Here is a 12,192-nt window from a genome sequence, read left to right as displayed (position 1 = left end):
AGGATGCAACATTTATCCAAAAAAATCGCTCATTTGTTCTTATTATTCACCATCTTGGTGTGTGGTAGTGCATTAGCAGCGCAACCACTCTGGGAATTACTACCAGAAACGATTAATAAGAGTGAAAGTGATCCTAGGGAATATAAAGCAATAAAACTAAGCAATGACATGACTGTCTTGTTGGTTTCAGATGCCAAAGCAACGAAATCGCTAGCTGCTGTATCGATACCTGTTGGCAGTATTGAAAACCCAGATAGCCAGTTAGGGCTAGCTCATTATTTAGAGCACATGGTCTTAATGGGGTCTAAAAAATACCCAGAGCCAAGTAGTTTCTCGGAATTTTTACAAAAGCATGGTGGCAGCCACAATGCGAGTACTGCACCTCACCGTACTGCGTATTATTTTGAAGTTGAAAATGGGGCATTGCAGGAAGCGACAGATAGACTAGCTGATGCTTTAGCAGAACCACTTTTAGACCCTATAAATGCCGATAGAGAACGTAATGCGGTCAATGCAGAGCTTACAATGGCGCGTTCTCGTGATGGCATGCGTCTATGGCAAGTGCGCTCGGAAACATTAAATCCCCAACACCCAAATTCACGCTTTTCTGGGGGGAATCTTGATACATTAAAAGATAAAGCGAATAGTAAATTACAAGACGAATTAGTGGGCTTTTATAAGCACTATTATTCTGCAAATTTAATGAATGGTGTTCTTTACGGTGATCAATCTATTGAATCATTAGCTAAAATTGCCCAAGACACATTTGGTCGTATCCCTAATTTTAATGCGAGCGTACCGGTTCTTGATATTCCAGCAGTAACAGATAAAGAAAAGGGCATCATTATTCATTATGTCCCCGCACAACCACAAAAAGCGCTACAAATTGAATTTAGCATCAAAAATAATATGGCAGACTTTCGTAGCAAAAGTGATAGCTATATTAGTTACTTGATCGGGAATAGAAGCCCTGGGACATTAGCGGACTGGTTGATATCACAAGGCTTTGCTGAGGGTATTAGTGCATCAGCCTCACCAAATGCAGATAGAAATTATGGTTCTTTTTCCATATATGTCACATTGACTGATAAAGGCTTAGAGAACAGAGACGAAATTATTGCCGCTATTTTTGCCTATCTTGATCTGATCAAGAAAGAGGGGGTCAATAAAAATTACTTTGACGAAATAGCAAACGTGCTCAATTTGTCATTTAAGTATGGGTCGATTGTAAGGGATATGAATTATATTGAATGGCTCTCTGACCAGATGATTGATGTTCCAGTTAAACATGTTCTTGATTCAGACTATATTGCAGACAAATATGATCCAGAAGCGATTAAACAACGCTTATCGGAGTTAACTGCACAAAATGCACGAGTTTGGTTTATTGGCCCGGATGAGCCTAGTAACAAAAAGGCTTACTTTGTTGATGCGCCTTATCAAGTTGATAAAATCACACAAAAACAATTTAATCATTGGTCTAATTTAGAATCTAAAATGGGTTTTAAATTACCGGTTTTAAACCCATATATTGCGGATAAATTGACGTTAATAAAAACAGATAAAGCCTATAAACACCCTGAGTTTATTTATCAGGATGGGAATACGCGTGTTTTATATATGCCAAGTCAATATTTTGCAGATGAACCCAAAGCGAGCATTACCTTATCATTACGCTCAAACCAAGGTGACAAGGATGCTAAAGAACAAGTTACAGGGGCCTTGTTGCAATATATTTCATCATTAAAAATGGATGAACTGCAATATCAGGCGTCTGTTGCAGGTATGTCTGTCTCTGTTTCTCAGGGCGTTGGATTGCAGTTAAATGCGAGTGGCTATACGCAACACTTACCTGAACTCTTTTTGTCAATGACTAAGCTGTATCTTAGCTTTGAACCGACTGAGCAGGAATTAGCTCAAGCAAAATCTTGGTACAAAGAGCAAATAGCGGTTGCTAACAATGCTAAAGCTTATGAACTGGCAATGCAGCCCCTGCAGCGCATCAATAGCGTACCATATTTTGAGCAAGAACAGCGTCTTGCTGAATTAGATAAAATTACGCTTAAAGAAATTACTGATTATCGTGAGATGCTGGTTAAGAGTGCTGCATTACAAGCACTTGTTTTCGGTAATATCACGGAAGAAAAAAGTATTGAGACCATTAAAGATGCTCAACAGCTACTCAAAAGCGAAGGAACAAACTGGTGGCGTGGGGATATCATTGTTATTGATAAAAGCTATTTAGCTGATTTTCATAAACAAGGGAATAGCTCCGATAATGCATTAGCGGAGATCTTTATTCCAGATGGTTATAATCGCATTGATGGCGCTGTTTTTGGTGGCATTCTCGCGAAGGTGATCCAACCTTGGTTTTATGACCAACTGAGGACAAACGAACAGCTTGGTTATGCCGTGTTTGCTTTTAAAGCGGGCCTGGGCGATCAGTGGGGAATTGGCTTTTTATTGCAAAGTAATGCTAAAACGCCGAACTACCTGAATACTCGTTATCAGGAATTTTATACCAATGCCTTGGAAAGGTTGAAAAAATTACCAACAGATGAGTTTAATCAGTATAAACAATCGATGATTACTGAAATGAAACAACCACCACAAACGTTCTATGAGGAGGTTGGTCGCTATTCTTCCGATTTCTCACGTAATATTTTCAGCTTTGATACTCGAGAAAAAGTAATAGCTACGCTTGGTTCTGCGACTAAACAACAGGTAATCAAATACTATGAAGATGCAGTTATCAAACACAAAGGGCTAGCACTTAGCTCTCAGGTTATAGGGCATGGTGTTGATGGAAAAGCAGGGTACGCTAAATTGAAAAATTGGCGGCTGTACCCAACAGCTTCAGAATTACAAAAGAGTTTACCAATAAAGGAAGATGCTGAGTGAATAACGCGCAGATAGGGTCCCAATTACTGAATGTTTTTTCATTACCGTTGCAAGGGCAGCGTTTAATTGAAGCATCGGCAGGAACCGGTAAAACATACACAATAGGTATACTTTATCTGCGTCTTTTATTAGGTTTAGGGGGGGCGAATGCTTTCTCTAGGCCTTTGAGTGTTGAGGAAATTTTAGTTGTAACCTTTACTGAAGCAGCAACGAATGAGCTACGCGGTCGTATTCGTCAGCGGATACATGAAATGCGCTTAGTGTGTTTAAGAAATGGCGTTGGTTTTGAATCACAGCCAGAATATCTTGAACTATTAAGTGAACTTCCCGAGGGTTTACAAAGGGAATTTGCCCAAGAATGGCTATTGGCGGCAGAAAGGCAAATGGATGAAGCTGCTATCTACACTATTCATGGTTTTTGCCAAAGAATGTTGGTTCATAATGCATTTGAATCAGGTGTGTTATTTGAGCAAACAATGGTTCAAGACGAATTTCCGATTCAAAAGCAAGCTTGTGCAGATTTCTGGCGTCGTCATTTTTATCCGTTAAATTATTCGATGACGAAAGTCATTCAGTCATTGTGGAACAGCCCTGAGTCATTGTTAACAGAGATAAAACCTTTTTTGCAAGGTGATATTCCAGTTATTATTAATCAGCCTCAACAAATAGAAACACTAGAGGAACGACACCAGCGGTTAATCTCATTAATTGATTCAGTTAAAGCATCTTGGCTAGAACATTCCGCTGATTTCGAAAAGCTGATTACAGATTCTGATGTTGATAAACGAAGTTATAGTTCCCGTTTCTTACCTTCTTGGTTGACAAAAATAGCTCAGTGGGCGCAAGAGCCTACTGAGGATTATCAGTTACCAAAGGATCTCGTTCGTTTTTCACAAACTACATTGCATGAAAAATCTAAAAGCGGTTCTGGGCCAGAACATATTGTTTTTCAACATATAGACAACCTACTTTCTCAATCATTAACACTTAAAGACCTTATTATTCCACTCGCGATTTCTGAAGTTAGGCAAACTATTACTCGAGAAAAACACAATCGGGGAGAAATGGGGTTTGATGACCTATTAACTCGTTTAGATAGTGCTCTTAGCCAAGAGAGTGGGAAATTTTTAGCTCATGCTATTAGCCAGCGTTTTCCTGTGGCAATGATTGATGAGTTTCAAGATACAGATGCACAACAATACCGTATTTTTCAACGGATTTACCAAGGTGTTGAAAACAGCGCCTTACTTTTTATCGGTGACCCTAAACAGGCTATTTATGCCTTTCGTGGTGCAGATATTTTTACTTATATTGAAGCCAAAAAAGAAGTTAGTGCTCACTACACATTAGAGACTAATTACCGTTCATCTCAAAGTATGGTTGAGGCCGTTAACCATATCTTTAGTCATTGCGAATCTCCGTTCATATTTGATCAAATACCTTTTCAACCAGTTAACTTTGCCCCACAAAATAGTGGGAAAAAATTGGTCCATAATGGTGATGAAGTTAACGCTCTCACTTTTTGGCAATTGGGTGCTGAGGGGGGTTCTGTCGCGGAATATGAGCAAGCAATAGCGTCACAATGTGCGGCACAAATAGCTCAGTATTTACTAGGTGGGCTGCGAGGGGATACTTATTTTGATAATAAAGGTAAGTGTACTCCTGTTGCAGCTTCAGATATTACCGTCTTGGTACGTAGCCGGCGAGAGGCCGTATTAATTCGCGATGCTTTAAATCAACTGAATATAGCTTCTGTTTTTCAATCCAATAGGGAAAGCGTATTTTCCACCCCCGAAGCTAGGGATCTGTTGTGGTTATTGCAGGCGGTATTATCCCCTGAAAAAGAACGCGTTTTGCGTAGTGCATTAGCCACAGGGATATTAGGTTTATCAGCAAAGCAAATAGATGACCTTAATCACGATGAGAAAGCGTGGGAACAATTAGTAGATGAATTCGCTCGTTATGCACAAGTGTGGCAAAAACGTGGTGTACTCCCAATGCTTCGCATGGTGATGGCTCAGAGGCATATCGCTGAAACATTATTATCTGGAATTGATGGCGAACGCCGATTGATGGATGTAATGCATATTGGTGAACTGTTGCAAGAAATGTCACTACAACTTGAAGGTGAGCACACACTTACTCGATGGTTAGCGCAGCAGATTGCACACCCAGACCATCAATCAGATGCGCAACAAATGCGCCTTGAAAGTGATAAACATCTGGTTCAAATTAGTACAATTCATAAATCTAAAGGTCTTGAATACAAAATTGTTTGGTTACCTTTTGCCAGTAATTTTTTACCTCAGTCCAAAGGGTTATATCACGACAGAACAGATTTCGGTACAAGGCTAGACTTGTCTGATGGTGAAGATACCGTGGCCTTGGCTGATGAAGAGCGATTAGCTGAAGATTTGCGTTTATTATACGTAGCCTTAACTCGGGCTATCTATCACTGTAGTGTGGGGGTTGCGCCGCTGATTAAAGGGAATAGAAAGAAAAGTGGTGAAACGGACTTACATTTATCTGCGCTTGGATACGTCATACAAAAAGGGCAGGCAGGAGATAGCCAACTGTTAAATGAGATGCTCGATGAACTCAGTAACGATGTAATTAATGTTACTGTCATTGATGTACCTGAATTTGAACGTTTAACTCTTGAGTCAAATCATGATGAAAACTTAGCGGCAAGGGAAGTCACTCGCTATTTTGATGACCACTGGCGTGTTACCAGCTATTCGGGGCTAAGTTATGGTTCTAGCCATTCAGAAGACGGGCAAGCGGTATCCGCTCTACAATTTGCAAATTCACTAGCACCAAATATGGATACTGAAGTCAGCGTTGATCTTGAGCAACAAGAAGGTGAAAATTCGGCTGAATTTTTAACGCCACATCAATTCCCTAGAGGGGCATTGCCGGGGACCTTTTTACATACTCTGATGGAAGAGATTGATTTCTCTGAAGCAATTTCGGTTGAATGGTTAACTGAAAAATTAGAAGCGGCAGGGTTTGGTATTCAATGGGCACCTATGTTGCAAGAGTGGTTAAATGCGATTGTTCAGGCTCCGTTAGCAGATGATGGCTTATGTTTATCTGCATTACAGCCACAAGATCAGTTAGATGAAATGCAATTTTATATCCCTATAGAATCGGAACTCACGGCTAATCATTTTGATAAAATTGCCCATCAATATGACCCGCTATCTCAGCGTTGCCCTCCGTTGAATTTTGAAAAGGTACAAGGGATTTTAAAAGGGTTTATTGATTTGACTTTTTTTTGGGGTGGAAAATTTTATCTTCTTGATTATAAATCAAATTACCTGGGTGAGGATGCCAGCTTTTATACTCAAGAAGCAATGGCCGAAGCCATGATCGATCACCGATATGATTTACAATATCAATTATATTCCTTGGCACTACACCGCTATTTAAAACAAAGGTTACCTAATTATGATTACGAAACGCATTTCGGTGGTGTGTATTACTTATTCCTAAGAGGGATTGATAAGGTAAATTCGCATAATGGGGTCTTTTTTTATCGGCCTTTAGAAGCTTTTATTGGGGAATTGGATCTCCTTTTTCAAGGTAGGCAACAAGGGGAGGTGCTGAATGAAAGCACTATTTAATCGGGGAATTGAAGAACGTATTTTTACTCCACTTGATGTGCAATTTGCCTATAGCCTATCAGAGGATGAAAACCCAATACTACTGATGGTTACTGCTATTCTTAGTGCGGAAACGATGGCAGGGCATGTTTGCTTAGCGTTATCTGACATCATGCCTGAAAAGTTATTTGCAGGTCGGCATCCTGAACTGGCCGCGGAGTTTTGGCACAAAATGGGGCAGCCAGATGAGCAAACGGTTTATCAAACTTTGCTGCAAGCAAATGCAGTTTCGTTAGGAAATGAAAATAAAACGTCCCCGTTGGTTCTGTCGGGAGATTACTTATATTTTCAACGAATGTGGCAATATGAGCAGTATGTTGCGCATTATTTTTCTAACACCCCAATAGATGATAAAAATAACCAACAAATCAAGGTGGTTTTAGATAATTTATTTCCGATCTCAGATGAGATTGATTGGCAGAAAATTGCAGCTGCTGTTGCCGTGACGAGTAAAGTCTCCATAATTTCTGGGGGGCCGGGAACAGGGAAAACAACAACGGTCGCGCGTATCCTCGCTGCATTAATTAAACTGGAAACTAAGCATGAGTATAGGGTCAGAATTGAGCTTGCGGCGCCTACAGGTAAAGCGGCTGCAAGGTTAACCGAATCTTTAGGAGAGGCAATGAAACATATGCCTTTAACCGATGATGAGAGGGCGTTATTACCACATCAAGCGAAAACACTTCATCGTTTACTTGGTGCTCAGCCTGAAAGCCAAAAATTTCGCTATAACCGAGATAACCGATTATCGCTAGACATTTTAATTGTTGATGAGGCATCAATGGTCGATTTACCGATGATGGGTAAATTACTTGAGTCGCTGCCTGAAAATGCAAAACTTATTTTTCTTGGTGATAAGGACCAACTTGCATCTGTTGAAGCAGGGGCTGTACTCGGGGATATTTGCCAGTTTGCAGATAATGGCTACAGCCTTGAACGAGCGGCTCAGCTTTCTGAAATATCGGGTTATTCTATCGATCAATACTCTTCGACAACAGGTCCGATAATTCGCGATAGTTTGTGTTTATTGCGCAAAAGCTACCGTTTTTCTGCTGATTCAGGAATTGGGAAACTTGCTTTTGCTGTAAATGCGGGAAATGTACTTGGTGTTCAAAAGTTATTAAAGCAAGGCTGTTTTGATGTGCATAATTATGTGCAAGAAACGGCAGATGATTATGCACAAATTTTATTAAATGCCTCTGAAAATTATAAAGATTATTTATTGGCTGTAAAATCAAAGGAAACGCCGGCTCAGGTTTTAAAAAAGTTTAATCAATATCGTTTATTAACCGCTTTACGGGAAGGCCCTTTTGGGGTAGTAGGCCTGAATGATAAATTAGAAAAATTATTACATCGGCAAGGGTTAATAAACCGTCCCTATAATTTATTAAATAAACACTATGCTGGCCGGCCAATCATGATTAGCCGCAACGATAGTCCACTAGGTTTATTCAATGGGGATATTGGTGTCATATTACCTGATGAAAATAATAGCCTGAGAGCTTACTTTCAATTTCCAGATGGCACTATTCGTGGAATACAACCGAACCGTCTACCACAGCATGAAACCGCTTATGTGATGACGGTTCATAAATCACAAGGTTCGGAGTTTGCTCATACCGCATTAGTGTTACCGCAGGTATATTCACCTGTTATTACACGTGAACTCGTCTATACCGCAATAACCCGAGCAAAAAAAGAATTGTCCCTTTATGGGAGCCCAAAAGTATTACGTCGAGCAATTGAAACGCCGACAAAACGGCGCAGTGGTTTGGCGATACAATTAATGTGACTAAGATATACTTAAGTGACAGTTATATTTAAATAATTTATAACCATAGATTAAAGGTAATAAGATGGATAACCAGCAAGAAATGACCGCAATAACCCTAACATTAAATGCAAGGCTTGAGCCGATTAGGCGTGCAGATTTAGAAGATGCATTTGATGAAGTCATGAAAAGCATGGGGAAAGATATCCATGTTACTGGTGGTGGTACGTCACTTGATGATAATGGTGAGGCACAAGAATGCGATATAGAAATCGCTATTGCGGATGCTAGTGACGAAAATATCAGCTTAATTATCCAGCTATTTACTTCAATGTTAGCGCCGAAGGGCTCTCGTTTATTTATTCATGGTGAAGATGTCCGGATTGATTTTGGTACAGATGAAGGGCTGGCAATTTATTTTAATGGAACAGAATTAGCCGATGAGGTTTATGAAAACGGAGATATCAATGAGGTCTTTGACATACTTGATGAAGCAGTTGAAGATATTGGTAGTATCCATGGTGTTTGGGATGGGCCAACAGAAACAGCATTTTACTTTTACGGCACTTCTTTTGCTGAAATGGAAGCTGCATTAAAACCCCATTTAGATACAATCCCATTATGCCAAAAGGCAAGGGTTGTACAAATAGCTTAACTGTGTAATTTATTCCTAGCTAGAGTTAAAGTTGTAAAAGTGCCCACCCAAATTATACATCCATATGATTTGGGTGGGAGAGGATAATTAACCAGCTATGGTTTCAAATAGTGTCGAAATAGTTATTTATCTGATTGGGTTTTTAAATCTAATATTAAAATCTTAGAACGCCGCTGGTAGTTATATAATGCTTGTTTCTTCAATGGTAGCATTTCAATTTCAGCAGGGGTAAAGCCACGTTCTTGGAACCAATGAATGCTGCGTGTTGTTAATACAAACAATTTGTCTAAGCCAAATTGTTTTGCTTGAGCTGCCACTCGATTAAGTAGTTCTTCCCCTCTGGCAGAGCTGCGGTAGTCAGGGTGAACTGCAACACATGCCATTTCTCCAAGTTTTTCTTCTGGGTATGGGTAGAGAGCCGCACAAGCAATCACCAAGCTATCACGTTCAATAATGGTAAATTTGTCGATTTCCATTTCAAGCTGCTCACGTGAACGCCGTACTAAAATGCCTTGCTGCTCGAGTGGGCGAATAAGTTCTAAAATGCCCCCAATATCGTTAATATTTGCGCGGCGGATTTGCTCTGCACTTTCCATTACTATTTGGGTACCAATACCATCGCGGGAGAACAGCTCTTGGATTAAAGACCCATTTTCTTGGTAGCTCAATAAGTGGCTACGGCGAACACCACGACGGCAAGCTTTTGCTGCACCGCGTAAAAAGCGTACAGTTCCTGAGTAATAATCCCCTTCAGATTCCAGCTGTTGAATGAGGTTTTCCGCTTCATTTGGGAATAACTCAGACAGGATATTACCGTTCTTATCAGCAACCCCTTGCGAAGAGCAAAAACCGATAAGTTTCTCAGCCTTCATTTTTACAGCGAGTTGGGTGGCTATCTCTTCTGAGGTGAGATTAAAGCTTTCCCCAGTAACAGAAACGGCAACAGGGCCAATGAGTACAATGGAACCGTTATCGAGTTGGTTATTAATCGCTTCTTCATTAATACGGCGTATCCTACCACTATGGCAATAATCAATACCGTCATCGACACCTAATGGTTGAGCAATAACAAAATTACCACTAACTACATTAATATGCGCGCCTTGTAACGGAGTGTTACCTAAGCTCATGGATAACCGAGCTGTAATATCTAATTGTAAAGCACCTGAGGCTTGTTTGACATATTCAAGTGTATTGGCATCAGTTACGCGAGTATGTTTGTGATAAACAGCGTCATAGTTATGCTCTGCTAGGATATCTTCGATTTGAGGCCGAGCGCCATAAACGACGATAATCCTTATGCCTAAACTATGTAATAACCCTATATCATTGACAATACTAGGGAAATTTTCATGGGCAATTGCTTCACCACCAAGCATAATAATAAAAGTTTTGCCGCGGTGGGCGTTTATATAAGGGACCGAATGGCGAAACTCATCAACCAATTCGGTACTGCGCTCTTTCATAACGACCCTCTTAAATGAATTTTTATTCGCTAATAATGTATTTTTATTCTTTTTGGCGCAGAATATCAAGTAAAAGATGGTATAAAAAAAGTAACAATTTTATTTTTGACGTTTACATATCTCTAAATTTAACTATATATACTCTACGGAAATTAAATTGCTTAAAATTGACACAGAAAGTCACTCAAAAACATTTTCTCTAGGTATGATTAAGTTATGCTTATAGTGGTAAGTCTATAGATGTCTTGTATATTCTTAATGACAGAGCACAAATGATTAGTTAGAGTGCTTATTTCTGGTCAAGCTATTGGCAGTTATTCTTAAATCACTTTATTTCTCAGTTCTAGGTTCGGAATTATTGATGAGTCATCAAGATCACAGCCCATCGAAGCGCCGTTTTATACAGGGCGCAGCTGCAGTTATGTTACTGAGCGTCAGCCCATTCGGTTTTTCTGCAAATAGCAGCGTCATCGCTGTGCGTATTTGGCCTGCATCAAGCTATACCCGAGTTACGCTAGAATCCAGCGTCCCGTTAAAGTATCGCCAGTTTGTGCTTAATAACCCTGAGCGCATTGTTGTCGATCTTGAAGGGGTGCAGTTAAATAATGTGCTTAAACAGATGGGGACTCAGATCCAAACTCGTGACCCGTATTTGAAGTTGGTTCGGGTAGGGCAGTTTGATCCTCAAACGGTTCGTTTAGTTTTTGAAGTAAAAAATAGAGTTAGCCCTCAGTTCTTTACGATAACGCCTGTTGGTGAATTTAAACATCGTTTAGTGCTTGATTTTTATCCGGGCAAAGGTGTCGATACCAATGATGACCCACTGTTGGCACTACTTGAGGATTACAATAAAGGTGATCTCGAAGAAAACATGCCAGCTCAAGCTAAAAAACCAGGGAAGGCGGGAAGGGATCGCCCGATTATTATTATGATAGACCCGGGACACGGTGGTGAAGACCCAGGTGCGATAGGGAAATATAAAACGCGAGAAAAAGATGTCGTCCTGCAAATCGCACGTCGTTTAAAAGCGTTAATTGATAAAGACCCTAAAATGCGGGCTTATATGACACGAAATGAAGACGTTTTTATTCCGTTGAAGGTTCGTGTTGCGAAAGCAAGAAAGATGCAAGCAGATTTATTTGTTTCTATTCATGCTGATGCATTTACTAATCGTTCAGCACGCGGTTCCTCTGTCTTTGCTTTATCAACGAAAGGGGCTACCAGTAATACGGCTCGCTATCTTGCGCAAACTCAGAATGAAGCTGACTTAATTGGTGGGGTAAGTAAGAGTGGAGATGTATATCTTGACCATACAATGCTTGACTTGGTCCAAACGGCAACGATCAATGATAGTTTGAAGTTTGGTGATGAAGTATTAAAACTCATGGGTAAAGTCAATAAATTGCATAAGAACAAAGTTGACCAAGCCGGGTTTGCGGTACTTAAAGCGCCTGAAATACCATCAATTCTAGTTGAAACCGCATTCATTAGTAATTTAGAAGAAGAGCGAAAGCTTAAAACAGCTAAGTTCCAGCAACAAATGGCTGAATCTATTTTTGAAGGGGTTAAAGCCTATTTCCGCAATGGTGGAGAGCTAGCTATTCGTAACTAATCGAGTGAGCTATTAGGTATATGTTGATATAAAGGTGATGAACTAATTTGTGAGTCGCCTTTTTTATTTGCATAAATAAAAAAATAAGGGTTTATACAGGATAAAGACTAAAGGTGATTTGC

General features: G+C 40.0%; 6 protein-coding genes. 5 read left to right on the top strand and 1 reads right to left on the bottom strand.

Annotated features, from left to right (window positions below):
* The first annotated feature begins 3 nt into the window (after positions 1 to 3).
* The 4 genes from ptrA (at position 4) to ACIPUA_RS21345 (ending at position 8,992) form a co-directional block, all read left to right on the top strand.
* On the top strand, positions 4 to 2,901 hold the full coding sequence (ptrA, locus tag ACIPUA_RS21360; protein ID WP_042845981.1) for a pitrilysin: 2,898 nt from the start codon (positions 4 to 6) through the stop codon (positions 2,899 to 2,901).
* Positions 2,898 to 6,527 carry an exodeoxyribonuclease V subunit beta gene (gene recB / locus ACIPUA_RS21355; protein WP_449060117.1) on the top strand — a complete coding sequence of 1,210 codons (3,630 nt, stop codon included), beginning with the start codon at positions 2,898 to 2,900 and terminating at the stop codon, positions 6,525 to 6,527. Before ptrA ends, recB begins: the two co-directional genes overlap by 4 nt.
* Complete coding sequence (recD, locus tag ACIPUA_RS21350) at positions 6,511 to 8,358, top strand: exodeoxyribonuclease V subunit alpha (protein ID WP_048606307.1); 1,848 nt, start codon at positions 6,511 to 6,513, stop codon at positions 8,356 to 8,358. The genes recB and recD overlap by 17 nt, the downstream gene beginning before the upstream one ends.
* A gap of 64 nt (positions 8,359 to 8,422) precedes the next feature.
* Positions 8,423 to 8,992, top strand: a complete 570-nt coding sequence (locus tag ACIPUA_RS21345) for a hypothetical protein (RefSeq protein WP_042845977.1) — start codon at positions 8,423 to 8,425, stop codon at positions 8,990 to 8,992.
* Between the two features lie 122 nt (positions 8,993 to 9,114).
* On the opposite strand, the gene argA is transcribed toward ACIPUA_RS21345, so the two are convergent.
* Positions 9,115 to 10,458 (bottom strand): amino-acid N-acetyltransferase, encoded by a 1,344-nt coding sequence (gene argA, locus ACIPUA_RS21340; protein ID WP_071548571.1) that lies wholly within the window; start codon positions 10,456 to 10,458, stop codon positions 9,115 to 9,117.
* A 361-nt stretch (positions 10,459 to 10,819) separates the two neighbouring features.
* Here argA and amiC point away from each other — a divergent pair, with 361 nt between their 5' ends.
* Positions 10,820 to 12,070: an N-acetylmuramoyl-L-alanine amidase AmiC gene (gene amiC, locus ACIPUA_RS21335; protein WP_042845973.1), complete on the top strand. Its 1,251-nt coding sequence runs from the start codon at positions 10,820 to 10,822 to the stop codon at positions 12,068 to 12,070.
* Positions 12,071 to 12,192: the final 122 nt, after the last annotated feature.

The sequence above is a fragment of the Providencia sp. AGC89 genome (assembly GCF_053543535.1).
This window is presented reverse-complemented; position numbering and strand designations above follow the sequence as displayed.

Coding starts and splice junctions, on each gene's coding strand:
- recD (WP_048606307.1), top strand. CDS start 6,511: ATGAAAGCACTATTTAATCGGGGAATTGAAGAACGTATTTTTACTCCA.
- ptrA (WP_042845981.1), top strand. CDS start 4: ATGCAACATTTATCCAAAAAAATCGCTCATTTGTTCTTATTATTCACC.
- amiC (WP_042845973.1), top strand. CDS start 10,820: ATGAGTCATCAAGATCACAGCCCATCGAAGCGCCGTTTTATACAGGGC.
- ACIPUA_RS21345 (WP_042845977.1), top strand. CDS start 8,423: ATGGATAACCAGCAAGAAATGACCGCAATAACCCTAACATTAAATGCA.
- argA (WP_071548571.1), bottom strand. CDS start 10,458: ATGAAAGAGCGCAGTACCGAATTGGTTGATGAGTTTCGCCATTCGGTC.